Source organism: Bacillus sp. JKS001846 (assembly GCF_900176455.1).
GTDB lineage: Bacteria > Bacillota > Bacilli > Bacillales > Bacillaceae_G > Bacillus_A > Bacillus_A cereus.
Genome location: NZ_FWYG01000001.1, coordinates 543,668 through 562,625 on the forward strand (window position 1 = coordinate 543,668; position 18,958 = coordinate 562,625).

The following is an 18,958-nucleotide window of genomic DNA, read 5'->3' on the forward strand; positions in this document are numbered from 1 at the left end:
GACGGAAATATATGTTTAAATGGCTCAAGCCAGCACCTGCAATTGAAAGATTGCCAGCGGATATGATCGACCGTGTATATCGATTACTACGTATTCGTGTGTTAATCGGGATTTCAGTTGGATATGCTGCTTATTATTTAGTTCGTAGTAACTTTAATTTATCTACTACGTATTTAGTAGACGAGTTCGGATTTAGCACTACACAAATCGGATTATTAGGTGCAGTAATGGCTGTTGTTTACGGACTTAGTAAATTCTTTATGGGTAATTTATCGGATAAGGCATTTGCTCAACGATTTATTGCAGTAGGTTTATTTTTATCTGGGCTTGTTAATATTTGTTTCGGTTATGCATCTTCCTTTGGGATGATTTTAACATTACTTGTTCTAAACGGTATTGTACAAGGTATGGGAGCACCACCTTGTAGTATTGTTATGACGAAATGGTTCTCGAAGAAAGAACGGGGGACGAAAACAGGTCTTTGGAATATTTCACATAACGTTGGTGGATTACTTGTTCCACCATTCATTGGAATTGGTGTAGGTATCTTCGGTGAAAGTCATTGGCAAGGTGGCGTATTTATTTTCCCAGCGATTATCGCAATGGTAATTTCAGTTCTTGTTTGGATTAATGCGAAAGATACGCCAGAATCTGAAGGTCTTCCTCCAATTGATGAGTATCGTAATGACTATGAAAATCTTGAAAAAGCAGATAATGCTAACAAGATGTCTCCAAAAGAAATTTTAATGAAATATGTAGTAAAAAATAAATTTGTTTGGTTCTTATGTATTGCAAATGCATTTGTTTATTTAATTCGTTTCGGTGTTATTAACTGGGTACCGATTTACTTAACTACAGTTAAAGGTTTTACGAAAACAGAAGCACATGCAGCATATTCAATATTTGAAGCAGCAGCGATTCCAAGTTCTTTAATTGTCGGTTTTTTAAGTGATAAATTATTCAAAGGAAAACGTATGCCATTATGTGTTATGAGTATGGCTGGAGTTGTTGTTGGTACAATTGTATATTGGCAAGCAACTAGTATACTTGTTGTAAGTATTGCAGTTTCTGTAATTGGCTGTTTAATTTATGTACCACAGTTCTTAATCGGTTTAAGTGCAATGGAATTAGTACCGAAGTTTGCAGTAGGTACAACAGTTGGTATGTGTGGTCTGTTCGGTTATGTTGGAGGTAGTTTCGTAGCGAACGCAGCAATTGGTATTATTGTTGATCGTTCTGGCTGGGATGGTTGCTTCATGTTACTGTTAGCAGGCGGTATTTTATCAACAATATTCTTACTGATTGTTCAAATGGGACATGAGAGAAAAGCTTCTAAAATAGCATAATATTTTATTTGAAAAAGCTATCCAATTTTTATATTGGATAGCTTTTATATTTTTATTTAGGAAAAATAAATAGTATGTAAAATTGCAGTTTAATATGTAAATGATTTTTATTACTTAATATAATTTTTTTAGATTCCATAAACCAAATAGATACATGGTTGTACCAAAAAATCCGCCAGCGCAGCCCCAAAGCATAACATCAAATAAAGAAATAGAGATTTCTTCTGAACCTACATAGGGAAGGATATAATTCATAAAAACAAACATTTGAAAGCCCCAAAGTACACCTGCTTTTAACCCAGCTTTTCTTAATTTTTTCTTGTGTTGTAAATATTCTTCTTTTGTTGCACATTCAGTATCACTTAAACCTTTTTTCTTGAATTTAAAGGCTAAATAATTAGCGTAAATCATATTAGATAGAAAAATAAATATAGTTCCTATAGATATTGTGTGGTTCATAGTATCAACAAGTAACATAATAAGCATTACCAACATATTTAACCACCATAAACCAATTCCAGCTACAGATAACTCTTTATTGATTTCTTGTTTTTGATATTCATCTCTCTCACTTAGTGTTCCAACAAAACTATTATAAACTCTTTCTTTCCATTCAATTTTCATCATTTAATCTCCCTCCCAAAATAGACTATTTAAATCTGTTTTTAGTGCTTTTGCTAATTCGATACACAAGGCTAAAGAGGGATTATATTTATTGTTTTCAATTAAATTTATTGTCTGTCTCGCCACGTTAACTTTTTTAGCTAACTCTAGTTGCGATAGACCTTCAGATTTTCGATATTGTTTAACGTTATTCAAATATAAACCTCCCATTGATGGTTGTAGACCTCGTGTACCAAAATGTCATTTATATGTGACATTTTATAATTGAATAGATGAAATGTCAAATATATATGACAAAATAGCGATGGTGCAATTAGGAAAATGATTTTAATGATTCATTTTGGCAAGAAGTTTGTTAATAAAGAATGGCTTCTATTCAATTAAAATTGCTCTTTTTCCTTTCCTTAAATCTATCTTAAAAGATATAATGTCATATTTCTAATCATTGGAATTTTTGTTACAATATAAATGGATGTGTAAAACTTTGTAAAAATAATGTAATAATATGTAATCTATTTTCAGAAAGTTTTATACAATTTTTATATTAAACTATTAAGTTATAAAAGGGAGCGAGAATATGTTACCAAATACGGTTCGTACTCCAAACAAGAAGAAGAAATGGATTATTATTGGGGTTATTGCACTAATTGTTATTGTAGCGGCAATTAATATTTTTGTTATGCAAGGTAAGAAGAAGGGTGCATCAACAAATGCTGATGCTGTAAGTTTTGAGAAAGTGACAGAGCGTAAGCTGAATAATACGAAGTTAATTTCTGGTCAGGTGAAGCCTGGTAATATTGAAAGCTTCTATGCAGATCCGGCCAAAGGGAAAGTGAAAGATATTGAGGTAAAAGAAGGGCAAGAGGTAGAAAAAGGTACGAAGTTATTCTCTTATGATAATGAAGAGATTAATCTTCAAATGAAGCAAGCTGAGCTTGATCAGAAGATGGCGGATATGCGTTACGATCAAGGGAAAAAGAAGATTGATTCGTTGAAGAAAGAAATTAAGAAGGCGAAAGATAGCGGAGCTGGGAAAGAAGTAACAGATCCGATGGACGAGCAAGTAAACGAGTTAGAGATAGGGCAAAAAACAATTGACCTTGAGAAAGAAAAAGGAAAGTTGCAGAAAGAAGAGTTAAGTAAGAAGCAGAAAGAACTTACGATTTATAGTAATTTCGCTGGTGTTGTTCAAAAGTTAGATAAAGATGCGGCACAAAGCTCATCTCAAGCGTTAGGTGGTCAAGGAAAAGCGTTTTTACAAGTAGCTTCTAAAGATCCATTCCAAGTTCAAGGTACGTTAACTGAGCTTCAGAAGTCACAAATTCAAAAAGATCAAACATTCACTGTAACGGCGAAAGCAAATAATAAGAAGAAGTGGACAGGTAAGATTACAGAGGTAAGTGAGTTCCCAACAAGTGCAGAGATGGCGCAAGCTGGCGGCATGGGTGAAGCAACTCAAAATATGTCTCAATATACATATAAAGCAAGTCTTGATAGCCAAGACGGTTTATCTCCAGGTTACCACGTTTCTCTGCAAGTAAACTTAGAGAATAAGAAGATGATTGCTGTCCCAAGTAAGAGTATTGTAGCAAAAGGCGATGATGCATTTGTTTATGTTGAGGATAAAGGTAAGCTTCGTAAACAAAATGTGAAAAAAGGTTCTACTGATGGGGACTGGACAGAGGTTGTAGAAGGCGTAACAGTGGGGCAAAAGGTGGTTAAAAATCCTTCCGACGATGTGTATGACGGAATGGAAGTGAAAGAGAAATGATTACGTTAAATAATATTGCTAAAACGTATTATCAAGGAAAGTTGGCAGTGCCGATTTTGCACGGTATTAGTTTAACGATTCAGAGCGGTGAGTTCGTTTCGATTATGGGACCGTCTGGCTCTGGTAAGTCGACGCTTATGAATATTATCGGTTGTTTAGATCGTCCAACAGAAGGCGAATATATGCTGAATGACGTGAATATCTTAACAGCAGACGAGTCAAAGCTTGCTTTAATTCGTAATGAATATATTGGCTTTGTATTCCAGCATTTTAATTTACTGCCTCGTCTTTCAGCAGTGGAAAATGTTGAGCTTCCGCTCGTATACGGTGGCGTGAAGAAAGCAGAGCGTCGCAAGCGTGCTTTGGAGGCGCTAGGTAAAGTTGGATTGGCAGATCGCGTGCATCATTTACCAAATGAGTTATCAGGTGGACAGAAGCAGCGTGTAGCGATTGCAAGAGCGATTGCAAATAATCCAACGTTTATTATGGCCGATGAACCGACTGGTGCACTTGATACGAAGTCTGGTGAGCAAGTTATGAATATTTTCACGAAGCTTAATGCAGAAGGTACGACGATTGTTATGGTTACGCATGAAGAGGAAGTGGCAGCGTATTCTTCCCGCCGCATTGTACTGCGAGACGGGAAAGTTACAGAAGATAGAAGGTGTGCGGTATGAGTTTACTAGATAGTATAAAAATTGCCTTATCTTCTATTTTAGCTCATAAACTGCGTTCAGCTCTTACGATGCTGGGTATTATTATCGGGGTAGGTTCGATTATTACTGTCGTTGCAATTGGGCAAGGCGGGGAAGCTGCATTGAAATCCCAGTTTGTTGGGGCAGGTAATCAAACGGTTCCGATTCATTATAGTGCAGATATAAACGATCCTTTCGGTATGGGAATGGTAGAAGCACCGAAGATAACTGAAGAAGACATTTTTGAAATTAAAAAAATTCCAGAAATCGCACATGTGGTAACAACAAATTCAACCATGGAACCACTTGATATTGAAGATAAAAAAGAAATGGTGAGTATTACTGGATTAGATAGTGAGTACTTTGCAGTAAATAAAGTAAAGTTGTTAAAGGGACGTTCTTTACAAGAATCAGATGTGGATCAAGGTAATAACGTTGTTATGATTAGTAAACAAATGGAAGAAAAGGTGTTTAAGGATACCAATCCAGTCGGTAAAATTATTGAAATGAAAGGTCAACCGATGCAAATTATTGGTGTCTACAAATCAGATAATGAGTTTATGGGAATGGGACCATCAGAAGCGCTAGTTCCAATTTCATTATGGCCGACACTGTATGGAAAAGATGAAATTCAAAATATTTCTGTTCAAGCAAAAAATGTAGATAATCTAGAAAAAGCAGGTAAAAAAGCTGCAGATGTTTTAAATAGTCGTAAACCAACTGATGCAACTGGTAAATATGAAGTTATGAATTTAAAAGAAATTCAAGAAGGTATTTCGAAGATGACCGGTATTATGACAATGATTATCGGTGGTATCGCTGGTATTTCATTAGTCGTTGGTGGTATCGGTGTTATGAACATTATGCTCGTATCTGTAACGGAGCGTACACGTGAAATTGGTGTACGTAAAGCACTTGGAGCAACGCGTAGTAAAATTTTATTACAGTTTTTAATTGAAGCAGTTATGTTAACACTTCTAGGTGGTTTAATCGGAATTGGTCTTGGGTATGGCGGAGCATATATCGTTTCTACATTCGCAAAATGGCCACCGCTCGTTTCGTGGGAAGTTGTCGTTGGAGGCGTACTGTTCTCGATGACACTCGGTATTATTTTCGGATTAATTCCAGCAAATAAAGCTGCGAAATTAGATCCAATTGAAGCATTGCGTTATGAGTAATTAATAGTGTAGTAGAACTACACATTACCGTTCTAGTGGGCGGTTCGTAGCCTCTATATGAGGAAGTGAACCGCCCGTTAGAACGGGTTATATAAATAGAAGGAGGCGTTATAATGGAAGCTAATATTAATACGCAAGATGTAGGTGCGAAGAAGCCATCATTATTAGGAATGATTACTTCTCCAAGTGAGCAGTTTGAGAGAATGAAGACGAGTAATGCAGTTTGGGGTGCATTTTGGCTACTTGTTTTAATAGCTGGGCTTGTTGGGGGATTTGCTGCTTATGTATATTCTCTAACACCTGAAGCAATTAAGCTTAATAAGGAATTAGGTGTTACTGTTTCAGCTGCAATGACATATGGTATGGGATTTGGGGTAATTGCTATTAGTATGGCATTTGTCTTTCTACTTAGTGCCGTGGTGTATAAAGTGTTAATGGTATTTATAAGCAATGATACTTCTTATAAAAAATTATTAGCGATTACTGTATATTCAAGTGTTATTTCATTACTAGGTTTATTAATAAATACGATTTTAGCATATATTTTAGGTGGATCAGGTCAAGAAATGTACACTGGCCTAGAGCCAATTTTTGCTTCAAGTAGTGGTGTTGTAAAAGGCATTGTAAGTAAATTTGAAGTGTTTACAATTTGGGGATATGCAGTTACATGGCTAGGTCTTCAAATTACAGCAGGTTTAACTAAAAAGCAGGCAACAATTATTACTATTGTTTTCTTTGTTTTAACTCTTGGAATGGGCGCTTTACAAGGTATGTTCCAATAAGGAAATAAAATAGAAAGGTGGCTCTTTAAAGGAGTCACCTTTTTTTATTTTTACCCCTATTTCAAATACCACCAACAAAATTTCAAATACTAGCTGGTGTAATTTCAAATTCCGTCGGTAGTATTTGAAATTACTCACAGTGAAATCTTTTCTTTATTTTTATATTGTGAAGGTACCGCGGAATACTAGAAAGGTATACCTTTTAGAAACGGGTACTGTGTGAAGCCAGCCACTTTTAAAGAGGCAGTTGTTTTGTATGAAGGGATGATTGTAAATCAAATAAAGAAATTAGGTATTCGTCAAGATTATGAAGAGTATTATCAATGTGGTTTAATTGGTCTTTGGCATGCGTATGAAAGATTTGATGCAAAGAAGGGGTATTTCCCTGCATATGCACTTGTAACGGTGCGTGGTTATATATTAGAAAGATTGAAGAAAGAATCTACTTTGCAAGAAAGATGTGTATGTGTAGGTGAGTATGAGGAAATCTTTCATTTTGAAGATGTTGAAATAAGAGTGAAGGATTTTATGAGTGTGTTAGACGAGAAGGAGAAGTATATTATTTTTGAACGTTTTTTTGTAGGGAAGACGATGGGAGAAATCGCTTTAGAGACGGAAATGACATATTATCAAGTAAGATGGATGTATCGGCAAGCACTCGAGAAAATGCGCGATAGTGTAAAAGGATAAAAATAGCAAATAGAATGGAAGGTGATGAAATACTACCTTCCATTCTATTTGTTATTAAGGTGATGAATCTTGCATGTTCATTTGGGATAATACATATCCAGCTTTCCATAATTGCTGACTTAGCTTATGGGAACTAATTTGTATCGTTACGGTAGCTCCGTTTGAAAAATGAATTTTAGCTCGTTTAGCTTTTTTGAAAAACTCTATTGTATGAACATGTTTGAAGAAAAGCCAAATACAATTTGGAGAAGCAGGAGATTCTGTTGGGAAAGCACAAATATATTCTCTATGATTGATCGGAATTGGAACGTTTTGTTTGAATTTAAATTTTGTTTTTACAGCATTACGTCTCCCTTGATAAGTAGAATGAATATTTGTTAGACAAGATTTCTGTATAAGTTGGAGAGCAGTTTGACAGGAGTAAAGATGGTTTCCGCTACTGTCAATAATTTTTGTACGGTAATAAGGGTGTTTACATGGTTCAAGCATCATTGTAGAACTAGAAATAAAAATGTTGTTTTCATTATCCATAATTCTATATCCTCCCTTATAATTTTCATTCTGAATATAATTATATATAAATTAAGTAAATTAATTGTTAATATTCTATTTCATATTGTAAATTTTGGCTATTCGTTTACAATCAATAGGTGATAGTCTTTCTAAGTTGCATCGCTTGTACATATATATGAAAATAGAAAAGAGTAGGCGGTGATATAGTATGAAGAAAAAGTATATTATTATGGCTTTAGTTGTCGTTCTCCTAGTATATTTAGCAAACAGTAATCCGAGTAAGGGCGAATATACAGAATGGGCAGCGAAACAGTTTATGAAGCGTAATGATGTGAGTAAGAAGCTAGATGAAGTTCAAAAAGAGAATGAAGAGGGTCTCCTTGGCGACTTGGCATCGGCCGGTAAAAAGTTAGCCAAAAAGTATGTTGAGCCACAAGTTGGGTTATTAATTGATCATTATACGAAGCGAAATGATTATATATTCTTCTCAACATATACGACTGAGTTTGATATAGGGGAAGAACATTATAAGTATGTATGCGTCGGTTTTTCAAAGATTTTTATCCCGATTGAAATGCCGAAGAAAAAAGACGAATCTGCAAAATGATGCAGATTCGTCTTTTTCATTTTATAGAGTAATGGGAACTTCAGATACATTTTTTTCTACAAGGTGAGCTCCCTTTTTTCTTGTATTTTCATCAATGGATGAAAATACAGATGAGGCAAGGATTGTATCCATTACTTGATTTACGACTTGTGCATCGATTGGTGTGATGGGCGTATCGATAGAAAAAACGACTGTTTTTCCATCTTCCTTCGCGAAAATCAACTCTAGTACTTGCATGTGTTATTCCCTCCTTTGTATTTATCCCGCTATTTACGGGATTTGGGTCTGCCGGTTAAATTGCGGGCTAATAATCAGCGGGGATGAATAAAATCCCCACTGATCCGAGTTTTACTTTATAGTTTAGAAAGATCTGATGTGCTTACAAGTTGTACAGCGTGAAGCGGTGATGCTTGTAAGGAAGCTAGAGCATGAGCTACATTGTGTACTTGATCTAAGCTCGCATTTGTTTTAACACGTTTAAATTGTTTGCTCTTGAAAACTGTTTTGCCGTTCTTATCTAATCCGTTGTTTAAGACAAGACGTAAAGTTAAATCCATTACGATTGTTTCAATTGCCATGTGTATCACCTCCTTTCACTTTATAAATAGGATGCAAATGTCATGTTTTGGCGTGAAATTTTTTCTTTTTTTTGGTACCCTTAAAAGATTAAGAGAGGAGAATTCTGGATAATGAATCGTAAATGGTTATTTTGGATTCCTGTATTACTATGGATGGGGCTGATTTTCTATTCTTCGGCACAACCATATAAAAAGCAGGATATGCGTTCAGATATTGAACAATATGTAAATGTTGAATTTGTGAAAGAGCATTTTTCATGGGTATCTATCGATTATGGTGGAGGAACCCCTGTTAGTATTGCGAATAAAGGTGTAGGCGGATTTATTGAGTTTTTCCTTCGTAAAGGTGCTCATTTTATGGTGTTCTTTATGCTAGGTTCATTGATTTATTACGCTTTTCATCGATCAGGTTATTCGAGGAAAAGATGTTTTATATATGCCCTTCTTTTCGTTGCGGGTTATGCAACATTTGATGAAATTCACCAATGGTATACGGGAGACCGTACACCAATGTGGCAAGATTCATTGCTTGATACGTGCGGCGGGTTAACGGGGATTATAATAAGTAATTGGTTTTGGAATAGAAAAAAGCGCTAATCTCATTTCGAGATTAGCGCTTTTTTTGCGGGTAGTAAAACTCTACGTGATTGGCCTAATTAAAGTTTCACTTTATCCCGCATTAACGGGCAGTAAGATCCCCACCTCAAAATTCAGTGAAAGTAAAAAAGTTAGGTGGGGGGCGGGTTGCCTGTAAAAGCCAGATTGGTGAGGGCTGATAATCAGTTGGAGATGAACAAAACCCCCACTGATTAAAGTTTCACTTTATACACCAAGTAATTCTTTTAGTTCGTCTGTTGATAGTTCAGTCATCCAACTATCGCTTGTGATGACTGCATTGTTTAGAGATTGTTTTCTTTCTAGCATTTCATCAATTTTTTCTTCTAATGTTCCTGTTGTAATGAGTTTGTGAACATGAACAAATCGTTTTTGACCAATGCGATATGCGCGGTCTGTTGCTTGATTTTCCACAGCTGGATTCCACCAACGATCGTAGTGAATGACATGGTTGGCAGCGGTTAAGTTTAATCCTGTTCCGCCAGCTTTTAAGGATAAGATGAAAATGTCATACGTTCCGTTTTGGAACTCCTCAATCATCTTGTCGCGATCTTTTTTCGGTACACTACCGTTTAAGAAGAGGACACGTTGGCCGAATTTTTCTTCTAGCACACGTTTTAGCATGTTCCCCATGCCGATATATTGAGTGAAGATGAGGCAACTTTCATTTTGATCTTTTATATTTTCTATGAGCTCCATTAACGTTTTTGTTTTCATAGAGCGTTCAACGACATTTTGTGGCTCTTCTTCTTTTAAATAAAGAGCTGGATGATTACAAATTTGTTTTAGCTTGTTCAGCATAAGTAATATAAAGCCGCGTCTTTCAATTCCACTTAATCCTTCGACATTTTGCAGTGTATCTTGAACAAGTTGTTCATATAAGGAAGCTTGTTCACCAGTAAGAGGACAGTAAGCTTTTTGTTCTTGTTTATCTGGTAAATTTAATGCGACTGTTTGATCTTTCTTCGTTCGGCGCAGTAAAAATGGTGAGATAAACCGTTGAACTTGCTGGATTTTTCCTTCATCACGATCTTTTTCAATTGGTGTGACGAAGCGGCGTTGGAATTGCCCTAAGCTTCCGAGATATCCATGATTAATAAAGTCGAAAATGGACCAAAGTTCAGCGAGGCGATTTTCCATCGGTGTACCAGTTAAAGCGATTTTGTGATTTGCTTGCAAGTTTCGTACTGCTTTCGACTGTTTCGTATGTGGGTTCTTAATATTTTGTGCTTCATCCAAAATAACAGCATCCCAGCATAATGAAGTTAGTTCTTCCTCATCGAGTTGAGCCAATGCATAAGATGTTAATACAACATCTGCTGATTGAAGGAAATCTTCAAAAGAATTGCCCTTATCTCTATTACTTCCGTAATGTAATTGAACACGTAAATTCGGTGCGAAACGCTCAAATTCTTTTTGCCAATTTCCAAGAACAGATGTCGGCGCTACGATTAATGCAGGGCCTGTTTTGAGATTGTTTTCTTTTATATATAGTAAGTAAGAGATTGTTTGAATACTTTTCCCGAGTCCCATATCGTCAGCTAGCAATGCTCCAAATCCAAGCTTTCGTAAATATAATAACCATTCAATGCCGTGTTGTTGATACGGACGAAGTGTTGCGTTTAGTGAAGTAGGGACATCTACTTTTGGAATATCTCCAATATGAAGCAGCTTTTGGAATAGTTCCTCATAATATCCATCTAGTTCGATTTCAATATCAGTAAACGGACTATCATCTTCTACAATTTCTGTTTCAGCCGTATTTGATAAATGTTGCTGCAGGACATCTTTCATCTCTAGTCCGTATTTATCGGCACGGTTCATGAGTTTCCTTACTTCTTCGATAAAGGCTGGATCTAGTCGCATCCATTGACCGTTTATATTGAATAGACGTTTATTTTGTTCAACGAGTTCGAAAAATTCGCTTTCTGATAAATCAATGCCGTTCGTCGAAATGCGCCAATCAAAATTAACGAGCGTATTCATACCGAAGAACGATTGTGTTTGTGCTGTATTTTGCTTCAGCTGGACACGTAATTTCGGTTTTGTTGCTTTTAAATTTTGCCACCATGATGGTAGTAAAATTGTAATACCGGCTGCAAGTAATTCATTGCTTGCTTCTGTTAAGAAGTTCCAAGCTTCTGTTTCAAAGAGTTCATTTCGGAACGTATCTCCTTCTTTTAACCACGGTATGAGTTTACTAAAACCTTCTTGTGTTTCTGTAATCCGTTCTTCGTAATCGTGCCATCTTTTCGGTAAGGAATCGATGTTTTCATATACATATATGCGATGCGCCCCGCGCTTTGGTGTCACAATTGTTTCAAGCTTCCACATTTCAAATTCTTCTTGTGGTTCTTGTAGTCTTAGTCCGATTGTAAACGGAAGATCATCTTCGATATAACCAATTTTCCGAAGCCAATCTTCTTCATGTAGTGCTGTTTCCAGTTGTCTTTTCGTAAAGTCATAATGTTCATATAGTCTTTTAGCATCTTCCCAGCCGTCATTTGAGCGGTTGTCTTGTAATATGCTTTCATTTACTGCTGCTGAGAAAAGCGATGCTAATGTGTCATCTTCAATTGGTGTATTTTGAACTTTCCAAGATGGTTGTTTAGGCCAATGATTCATATCTGGTACGAAACTACCACTCGTAAAGGCATCCCATAGTTCATTTGCATCTTTCGTAAGTGCTGTAATCGTGCCGTTTATTTGAATATGTGCAAAGGAATTCATCGGTTTGTTTGCAATGTATTCAAAGGCTTGTGCATTTGTTAGCAACACACCTTGTTTTCCTTCGAAGGTTGCTTCTTTTAGAAACGTACCGTAGAAAGAAGTGGAGTGCCATGTGAATGCATTTCGTTTCCAACTTGTTACGGATAATGGAGTACCGCTGTCATCTTCTCCCCAAAGGAACCAACCTTGACTAACATGCTGGAGCCTAATTGTTACTTCAGTTTGATTGATCATCGATTAATTTTCCTTTCCGTAATTCCTCTTGTAGTGCACGCAGACGTGAATGGAGATTAGCGATGTGAATAATGAAAGCATCCCATTCATCGGTGCGTTTTAATCGTTTATATAATGTACGTAATTTCTTTAAGTAACGAACTGCACGTTTATATGATTTACGATTTCGTTCTTCAATCGCCTCTACAGCAGCAAGATGGTAAAGAGGAAGTGCCACTTCTGGCGCTTCTTTTTCAATATCTTTCAGTGGCTCTTTCAACAGTTCAATTGCCTCAAATCCATATAAGAGATGAAGCTCTGCCCATGTGCGATACTGTTTTTTCGCAAGTACGTACTGTTCGTAGTTTGTGAAACTATACGGTAATAGTTCTTGTAAAATCATTTCAAAACCAGCTTGTTCATTTGTATGTGTTGCGTATGTTTCATACATGATTACAAATAGCCGAACGATATCTTTTATGAAAATCGTATTTTCGTGATCTTGGATCGTTTTCTTTACTTGTTTATACGTAAAGGAAAGCCAGTTTTTTGCACGATCCCATTGCATGGCACTTAATAGTTCTTCTAACCAATAGAAGTATAGACTCACAACAGAAGCAGGTTGTTTCTTTAGTAAGTCCATCGCTAGTAAATCTTCATCATTTAAAAAGAGAAGATGAGAAGACGCTAATGCTTTGGATAGTGGATTGATTTTCGTATCGATTCGTTTTTCTTCCTCTTGTATGTTCTCTTTATTGTTTAAAAGTTCACTCCATATGTGACGATAAATGAAAAATCGCTCTTGCGTATAAGCGTCGGTAGAGAAGAATACTTCATGAACGAGACGAGCTGTTTCTTGCAAAATTATTTCAGACTCTGAAGGAATCGCTTCTGATTGTAAGTCCCGAACGATGGATTCCACTTTATCTACAAATAGGCGAATGACATTAACAGGTTGGTGATAAGAATACGTTTTGTTTGCTTCGAATGCCTGAATTTCTTCTAATAATTTTTGAAAGCAGTAAATTGCTGCATGTAACCTGAATAATTCATGTATGGCGATGACGCGCGGAGCTTTCCGCTCAAGTTTCGTATAGAAATCTGTAAAGATACTCATAAGAAAATACATTTGTTTATAAGTAAGGCGAGCTTGTTCTTTTTTAAATGATTCATATTCTTTTTCAAAATATGATTCCCAACTTTTATAATCCGTTTCTTCAAAAGCTGATGATTGCAATACTTGTCTTGCAGTTCTAATAGGAGGAAGGGAAGGTTTCGTATTATTTTTAAATAAAGTTAATACATCTCCTACTTGCCCGAAACTAGACGCTGCAGATAGTAATACAGCGAGCATATGCTCACATTGTGTTGGTGCGAAGCAATCACAATAACTTTCAGCGACATTACGAATCGGAATATGAACGCTATATACGTTGCCTTCCGCATCTACAGTTCCTGATAGTGTATAACCATCAAAGTCAACGTTGTAGACAACACCACTACGATATAGGTGCCGAGCTGTAGCGACATGTTCCTGATCAGCTGTTTGCTGTGGATCTAGTCCTTGAACGAACTCATTCGCAATCATCATAATTTCATCTTTCGTAATTGAGTGTTGCAGCATAATATTCCTCCGTACACATATTTCTTTCCTTTACCATTATAAACAAAAAATGCTCAAAACAGAAAAAATGAAATTTGGATTACATAACTTGAAAATCATGGTAATATATAAAATGTTAATTTCATATATGAATATATACGTATAGGAGGAGAAATAATTTGTCAGATTTACAGACGAAGTTAGGTAGTGGAATGAATAAGTTACAAGAAGGAATAGAACAAGGGAAAATGAAGTTGCAAGTTGCACAAGAAATTGCTCAATTGAAAAAGGGAATGCAAGTGCAAATGCAGAAAAAAGCAGAGGTTCTATTAGAGGTTGGGCAGCAAGTGTATGTTCAATTAAGAGGAAGTGGAGTAAATGAAGCGAGCTTAAAAGAAATGATTGCTCCAGTTCAAGAATTTGATGTAGCTATTTATCAAGCAAGAAAGCGCATTGTTGAATTGCAAAAACAACAAGGTGAAAAAGCTACATGTGAATGTGGTGGACCTTTATCAATAAATGATAAGTTTTGTGGTTCGTGTGGAAAATCTAACCCGATGTTAGCGGTAGAAAATGAAGGTGAAACGGTAAATTGTATTTCATGTAATGAGCATATCGATAAAAACTCTACTTACTGTCCAGTTTGTGGAATTAAGCAAAGTGGGGAGTGAATTAAATGTATTGTCGCACATGTGGAAAACAACATGGTGAAGAAGTAAATTATTGCCCAAATGAAGGTAGTATGGAGATTGCAGGAGCTATAGATGCAGTAACATTAGAAAAAGATACTGCAAAATACTGCAAAGGTTGTGGCAGTGAAAATGCTCAAAAAAATTTATATTGTCAAAAGTGCGGGTATTCTTTATCTGTTGTGAAGAAAAAAGAACAATCTGTAAAATTGCCTACAATGGATGGTGCTCCTAAGGTTGAATTTAAAGCAGATAAAGCCGTGTTACAAAAAGGTTTTATTGGTGGGGCTGTTGCAAGTATTCTCATGTTAATTGCTGGTTGGATTGGTAGTTTATTATTTGCTTCTATGTTAAGTGAGATGTTTAGCAAATTTGCGAAAGAATTAGAAATGTTGCCAAGTTTTTATTCGAGTGCAACTTCTACGATGTTAAGTTACCATTTACTTGGTTTTACAGCTAACGATGATAGTGGATTGATATTTTCTTTATCTTGGCATACTCCATTTACATTATTATTAATCATTCCATTTATTATTTTCGCTGGTACAGGAATTTGGTTAGGGAAACAGCATGTTGCGAAAACGATTAAAGATCAAATCTTTATGGCAGCAACAGTTGGTATTATTTATGGCGTCTTTTTATTCATTATAAGTTTTATAGCATCACAATCTTTTGCAATTCCATTCTCAGAAGCAGGTAAGATTACGGTTGGCTATTCAGCGATTAAGAGTTTATTGAGTGGTTTTGTATGTGGGACATTATTTACCTTATTAGGATTTATTGCTCATACAAGCAAAAACAATATGGCAGTAGCATTTCAAGAGTTAATGCCATATGGAGCGTCTGTGTATTACGGTGTTTCAGCTATGATAAAAGGACTTTTAGTAACAGCGGTAGCGGTTTGTATTATGGCGTTAGTAAGTAAGGAAGACGGTATTGAACCATTAAAAGAAATAACAACTTTAAAATCTGAAAGTACATTATTAGCATTAGAGTTAACACCTCAATTATGGAGTATGGCTCATTTTGCGCCGTTAGAAGTATCAAGTCCAGCACTTAGTAAAGAATTTACTAGAATTGGTAAGAAATCAAATACATATGAGAGCACGCTATCGTTTTCATTTATATCAGGCGTCTCTGTAAATGGCGTAGAGCTTAGGGAGATATTGATTTCAAAAGGAGCAAATGAGGAAAGCCTTGCAGAATTCGATAAAGTGAATAATGTATTCCATTATGGTTTATTACTGCTTATTATTCCATTGTTCTTTATGTTTAGAGCGGGAAGAAAGTTAGCTAAATTACCGACCGCCAATATATATATTACATTAGCGGTATGCAGTGGTTCTTACACAATTATGATGATTGTAATGAATATAATTTCTAAGTTCCAAATTAATGTTTCAGGAACGGTAACAGGTTTATTTGGAACAAGTGGAACGGTATTATCTATGCAAAATTCATTTATATATTTAACTTTGTTTAGCTTGATTGTGACATATGTAGCAGCATTTGCTGGAATGAAATTAGCTAAAAAATAGGAGGAGAGCACGTTGAAGTTTTGTGGAACATGTAAAAAGAATGTTGCAGACCATTTGAACTTTTGTCCGGAGTGTGGGAGTAAAGTAGAAGTAATCGTTGATAACACTGCTGCTTCATATACAGAATTACAAAGCGAGACAAAATCAGTGAAAAGTAAGAAAAATTTATTTTTGATCATTGGTTTTGCTGTTATTGCTGCATTATTATTTGGGGCATATAAATTTGGAGCATATAAGTTTTCAAAAGAAAAGCAAGTAAATGTAATGATTGAAGCATTCCAAAAGAAAGATATTAATACAATTGATGAGTTTGTAAAAGCGAGTGATTCAAGCTTAAAGATTAAGACAGAGGATATTAAAGCGTACATGCGTTATTTAAAAGAGAATCCTTCTTACAACAAACAATTACTGTCTTATTTACAGAAAGAGACAGTAGATCAAAAGTTAACTAAAGATAAATCTTCATTTAAGGACGGGGAAATAGTAGAAGAGGGAAAAGAATGGTTCTTATATCCAAAGTATAAGTTTAGCATGAAATCTTATTATATGAGCATTAGTACAACTGCAAAAAATGCAGAGATATATGTGAATGACAAAAAAGAAACAGAGCTTTCTAGTGATAAAACTTCGAAAGAGTTGGGGCCATACTTCCCAGGTACATATGTTGTAAAGGCAACGGCGAAGACAGAACTGACTGAATTAGAAACAGAGAAAGAAGTAGATCTAGCGGATGAACAGAGCGAGAAGGTGAAAGTGGATTTATCGCTTGAAGGCAAGTATGTAAGCATTTCTTCTGATGAAAGTGATGCAACTGTATTTGTGAACGGGAAAAAACGTGGAAAATTAAATTATGGAAGTTATAAGCTTGGTCCTGTATCCACAGATGAAACAGTAGAAGTACATTTAGAGAAAACTACTGATTTTGGTGTGATGAAATCTGAAAGTGTTAAAATTGGAGACCAAAGCACGTATTACTTAAAATTCCCGAAAGAAACATCAAGTTCAGCGGTGGGCGAATTTGTAAGAAATCATATTTATGATAACGTACGTGCAATTTCATTAAATGATTTTAGTTTAATTGAAAATAATTATGATAAGAGCGGGAAATCGTATAAGGAAGACCGTGATTATATACAGTATTTACACAAAAAAGGAATTACAGAAGACTTATTAACGATGGAAGTTCGTAATGTAGAGCGTCAAAGTGATACGAAATATAAAGTAACGACATATGAAGAGTATCATATTCGTTACGGTGATGGATCTGTGAAGTTCAAAAGTTTTAATAACGAACATATTGTAACTGTGAATGGAAATGGAAAGATGCTGTATCATTCTCTTGGTGCAAATAATACGTTGAAATCAGAAGATGTATCTGGTCCAACTCGTTAATATGAGAGAAGCTGTTCAATATTTGAACAGCTTCTTTTTTGTAGCTAAATCGATATTTCGTGTCGAACCGTTGATATATTTTTTTACAATTATGAGTGTGTTTCCTTTAATATTTCTTGTACATATGGATCATGTAATATTTGCTCTATAATTGGTAACATGTTTTGTTCAAATGGAATGTCGATAGGAAATGGCTTTTGAGAGCCTGGTTTTATTCCATATTGCACAATTTTGTAATGTGTATTGTTTTCAGACTTGAGCACAATTAACTTATAGCGGTTATCATCGCCAGCGAGTGAAAAATCAATAGAAGTAGCGTTATATGTCACTTCATCTTTATATATGTACGGTTTTGGCGTACCAATCCAGTCTACTTTTGCTTGTACATTCATGGGCATAGCCTCCTTATATGTATTATAAATAAATACAAGCCAGCTCTCAATAAAGAGAACCGGCTTGTAATTTAGCAGTTATTGGTTATTTTAAAATTTTCACTTTAACAGTTTTGCGTCCCCATTTTTGAGCAGCGCTATCTGATCCAAGTAAGATATCGATACGGTTACCTTTAATTGCACCACCAGTATCTCCAGCGATAGCTTCTCCGTAACCTTCTACCCATACTTTAGATCCTAATGGGATTACTTTCGGGTCAACAGCGATCATTTTCATGTTTGGATTCGCAGTTAAATCATGACCCATTGCAGTTAATACACGGCCGCCATATGTGCCACCGTTTTCGCTCGGGTGAGCTGTATATGCTGTAGCTACAACTGTTAACTCACGACCACCAGATGGTTCGCTAGTTTCAGCAGCTTTCACAGCAGGCTTAGCAGCTGGTTTTGCTTGTGCTACAGGTGTTTGAGCCTTAGCTGGTGCTTCAGCTTTAGCGGGAGCCGTTGTTTCTTGTTTCTCAATTACAGGTGCTGTACCTGTTAAGAAAGGAACATGAACATAAGCTGTTTTCCCGTTATATTCAAATTGTAACCACTCATTTTGTACTTGGTTCGTTGTTTCGATTACATCGTCTTTCTTCAACTTTCCAAGAACCTCTGAGTTTGTGTTCGCTTCAGCACGTACGTTTAATACGTTAGCTGTTACGTAGTAGATGCTTTTTGTGAACTCTGCACTTACGAATGCGTCTTTACCGTCTAAAGTAACTTTTGACCATCCGTTCTCTGTATTTTGTACATCTATTTTATTACCGTTTAGTAATTTACCGACAACTTTTGATTCCGTAGTAGGGTTTTCGCGTACGTTTAGTACATCTGTTGTTACAACAGTTTCTGCATTAGCAGATGATGTGAAAATCCCAAGACCAAAAACTGCTGCTGTTGCTATACCAATTAATTTTTTCATGATAGCCTCCATTGCGTTTGTTTTCGTGTCCTCATTAT

The 18,958-nt window shown here is 35.8% G+C and carries 20 protein-coding genes; 11 read left to right on the top strand and 9 right to left on the bottom strand.

The annotated features are described in order from the left end of the window. The first annotated feature begins 11 nt into the window (after positions 1 to 11). Positions 12 to 1,346, top strand: coding sequence for an MFS transporter (locus B9A45_RS02930; protein WP_065702810.1), 1,335 nt, complete (start codon positions 12 to 14; stop codon positions 1,344 to 1,346). A gap of 114 nt (positions 1,347 to 1,460) precedes the next feature. Here the strand turns inward: B9A45_RS02930 and B9A45_RS02935 are convergent, their stop codons facing one another. Beyond that, the gene (locus B9A45_RS02935; protein ID WP_030029401.1) at positions 1,461 to 1,973 is read right to left on the bottom strand and encodes a DUF3278 domain-containing protein; all 513 of its coding nucleotides are present in this window, start codon (positions 1,971 to 1,973) and stop codon (positions 1,461 to 1,463) included. After that, positions 1,974 to 2,165 carry a helix-turn-helix transcriptional regulator gene (locus B9A45_RS02940; RefSeq protein ID WP_001067016.1) on the bottom strand — a complete coding sequence of 64 codons (192 nt, stop codon included), beginning with the start codon at positions 2,163 to 2,165 and terminating at the stop codon, positions 1,974 to 1,976. 382 nt (positions 2,166 to 2,547) lie between these two features. On the opposite strand from B9A45_RS02940, the gene B9A45_RS02945 reads away from it, so the two are divergent. The 5 genes from B9A45_RS02945 to B9A45_RS02965 all read left to right on the top strand — a co-directional run bounded on the left by B9A45_RS02945 (position 2,548) and on the right by B9A45_RS02965 (position 7,086). Next, entirely contained in the window at positions 2,548 to 3,741 is a 1,194-nt protein-coding gene (locus B9A45_RS02945; protein ID WP_000937316.1) for an efflux RND transporter periplasmic adaptor subunit, read from the top strand. Beyond that, entirely contained in the window at positions 3,738 to 4,418 is a 681-nt protein-coding gene (locus B9A45_RS02950; protein ID WP_000631626.1) for an ABC transporter ATP-binding protein, read from the top strand. Before B9A45_RS02945 ends, B9A45_RS02950 begins: the two co-directional genes overlap by 4 nt. Continuing rightward, positions 4,415 to 5,614, top strand: a complete 1,200-nt coding sequence (locus B9A45_RS02955) for an ABC transporter permease (protein WP_006922891.1) — start codon at positions 4,415 to 4,417, stop codon at positions 5,612 to 5,614. Before B9A45_RS02950 ends, B9A45_RS02955 begins: the two co-directional genes overlap by 4 nt. Before the next feature lie 113 nt (positions 5,615 to 5,727). Beyond that, on the top strand, positions 5,728 to 6,396 hold the full coding sequence (locus B9A45_RS02960) for a YknW family membrane protein (RefSeq protein ID WP_044584993.1): 669 nt from the start codon (positions 5,728 to 5,730) through the stop codon (positions 6,394 to 6,396). A gap of 219 nt (positions 6,397 to 6,615) precedes the next feature. Continuing rightward, positions 6,616 to 7,086 carry a sigma-70 family RNA polymerase sigma factor gene (locus tag B9A45_RS02965; protein WP_033694298.1) on the top strand — a complete coding sequence of 157 codons (471 nt, stop codon included), beginning with the start codon at positions 6,616 to 6,618 and terminating at the stop codon, positions 7,084 to 7,086. 54 nt (positions 7,087 to 7,140) lie between these two features. Here B9A45_RS02965 and B9A45_RS02970 read toward each other — a convergent pair whose 3' ends face one another. Continuing rightward, complete coding sequence (locus B9A45_RS02970) at positions 7,141 to 7,617, bottom strand: competence protein ComK (RefSeq protein WP_000368313.1); 477 nt, start codon at positions 7,615 to 7,617, stop codon at positions 7,141 to 7,143. Between the two features lie 190 nt (positions 7,618 to 7,807). On the opposite strand from B9A45_RS02970, the gene B9A45_RS02975 reads away from it, so the two are divergent. Next, on the top strand, positions 7,808 to 8,206 hold the full coding sequence (locus B9A45_RS02975) for a DUF4359 domain-containing protein (RefSeq protein WP_000731405.1): 399 nt from the start codon (positions 7,808 to 7,810) through the stop codon (positions 8,204 to 8,206). Positions 8,207 to 8,227: 21 nt separating this feature from the next. Here B9A45_RS02975 and B9A45_RS02980 read toward each other — a convergent pair whose 3' ends face one another. Together B9A45_RS02980 and B9A45_RS02985 are read right to left on the bottom strand one after the other, a co-directional pair. After that, entirely contained in the window at positions 8,228 to 8,443 is a 216-nt protein-coding gene (locus B9A45_RS02980; protein ID WP_075717930.1) for a DUF2922 domain-containing protein, read from the bottom strand. 116 nt (positions 8,444 to 8,559) lie between these two features. Continuing rightward, positions 8,560 to 8,784, bottom strand: coding sequence for a DUF1659 domain-containing protein (locus B9A45_RS02985; RefSeq protein ID WP_000963861.1), 225 nt, complete (start codon positions 8,782 to 8,784; stop codon positions 8,560 to 8,562). Between the two features lie 111 nt (positions 8,785 to 8,895). Here B9A45_RS02985 and B9A45_RS02990 point away from each other — a divergent pair, with 111 nt between their 5' ends. Beyond that, complete coding sequence (locus B9A45_RS02990) at positions 8,896 to 9,381, top strand: VanZ family protein (protein ID WP_001080709.1); 486 nt, start codon at positions 8,896 to 8,898, stop codon at positions 9,379 to 9,381. Positions 9,382 to 9,606: 225 nt separating this feature from the next. Here B9A45_RS02990 and B9A45_RS02995 read toward each other — a convergent pair whose 3' ends face one another. Together B9A45_RS02995 and B9A45_RS03000 are read right to left on the bottom strand one after the other, a co-directional pair. Beyond that, positions 9,607 to 12,363: a DEAD/DEAH box helicase gene (locus B9A45_RS02995; protein WP_000610111.1), complete on the bottom strand. Its 2,757-nt coding sequence runs from the start codon at positions 12,361 to 12,363 to the stop codon at positions 9,607 to 9,609. Next, positions 12,347 to 13,966 carry an SWIM zinc finger family protein gene (locus B9A45_RS03000; protein WP_000939133.1) on the bottom strand — a complete coding sequence of 540 codons (1,620 nt, stop codon included), beginning with the start codon at positions 13,964 to 13,966 and terminating at the stop codon, positions 12,347 to 12,349. Before B9A45_RS03000 ends, B9A45_RS02995 begins: the two co-directional genes overlap by 17 nt. Positions 13,967 to 14,124: 158 nt before the next feature. On the opposite strand from B9A45_RS03000, the gene B9A45_RS03005 reads away from it, so the two are divergent. Genes B9A45_RS03005 through B9A45_RS03015 form a run of 3 tightly spaced genes read left to right on the top strand, consistent with a single transcriptional unit; the run spans position 14,125 to position 17,564 of the window. Further along, positions 14,125 to 14,616 (top strand): zinc ribbon domain-containing protein, encoded by a 492-nt coding sequence (locus B9A45_RS03005; RefSeq protein WP_001281755.1) that lies wholly within the window; start codon positions 14,125 to 14,127, stop codon positions 14,614 to 14,616. A 5-nt stretch (positions 14,617 to 14,621) separates the two neighbouring features. After that, positions 14,622 to 16,172, top strand: a complete 1,551-nt coding sequence (locus tag B9A45_RS03010) for a zinc ribbon domain-containing protein (protein WP_053513780.1) — start codon at positions 14,622 to 14,624, stop codon at positions 16,170 to 16,172. Positions 16,173 to 16,184: 12 nt separating this feature from the next. Beyond that, positions 16,185 to 17,564 carry a zinc ribbon domain-containing protein gene (locus tag B9A45_RS03015; protein WP_084063853.1) on the top strand — a complete coding sequence of 460 codons (1,380 nt, stop codon included), beginning with the start codon at positions 16,185 to 16,187 and terminating at the stop codon, positions 17,562 to 17,564. An 89-nt stretch (positions 17,565 to 17,653) separates the two neighbouring features. Here B9A45_RS03015 and B9A45_RS03020 read toward each other — a convergent pair whose 3' ends face one another. Together B9A45_RS03020 and B9A45_RS03025 are read right to left on the bottom strand one after the other, a co-directional pair. Continuing rightward, positions 17,654 to 17,956, bottom strand: coding sequence for a DUF3910 family protein (locus tag B9A45_RS03020; RefSeq protein ID WP_001102540.1), 303 nt, complete (start codon positions 17,954 to 17,956; stop codon positions 17,654 to 17,656). Between the two features lie 85 nt (positions 17,957 to 18,041). Then, positions 18,042 to 18,920, bottom strand: coding sequence for a cell wall-binding protein EntA (locus B9A45_RS03025; RefSeq protein ID WP_000733346.1), 879 nt, complete (start codon positions 18,918 to 18,920; stop codon positions 18,042 to 18,044). Positions 18,921 to 18,958 lie beyond the last annotated feature (38 nt).